We start from the raw sequence: 492 nt of genomic DNA, 5'->3' as shown, positions 1-492 counted from the left end.
CAACAGTCCCAGCGGAATCTCCGAGATATAATAGCAGAAGGTATCCAGCGGATAGTCGTCTTCCTCCTTCATCTTTTTGCGGTACTGGACATCCTGGTGCATCAGTCTCTCTGCCTCCTCCAAAGTTGTGGTGAAAGCTTGCGGACAATAGGTGTTCACCTTGTATTTCGGATAATGTGAACGCTTTTTCTCCTCCAGCTCTTCTGTTTCTAAAACTTCGAGCTTGAAGATGGCAGGAACATTCCGATGCTGTGGATGCTCAGCCAAATGCTTGAATTCTTCGTATGTCATGGAATGGTTATTTTAAGAATTGGTGTTTCTTCTTGAATTTAGTACCATCGCAGTTGGTGATATTGATTTCCAGGACCAATCCTTCCAGCAGAAAGTCGAGCGGGATGTTGATGGCACGTCTTTGGATATCCATCTCGTAGAAGATACTTCCGTCCTTTTTGCAGAGCACGATGTCCAGATAGTCTGGCATATCAGGTATAG

At 44.9% G+C, this 492-nt stretch carries 2 pseudogenes; both read right to left on the bottom strand.

From position 1 onward, the window contains the following. A pseudogene (locus ACTQ16_RS16810) lies at positions 1-291 on the bottom strand (hypothetical protein); the annotation flags it as partial. A gap of 7 nt (positions 292-298) precedes the next feature. Then, positions 299-492 (bottom strand): annotated as a pseudogene (locus ACTQ16_RS16805) (hypothetical protein); the annotation flags it as partial.

Origin of the sequence: Prevotella sp. LCP21S3_D2 (assembly GCF_052118345.1) — a bacterium.
Lineage (GTDB): Bacteria > Bacteroidota > Bacteroidia > Bacteroidales > Bacteroidaceae > Prevotella.
The sequence above is the reverse complement of the archived record's forward strand: the minus strand, read 5'-3'. Positions and strand labels throughout refer to the sequence as shown.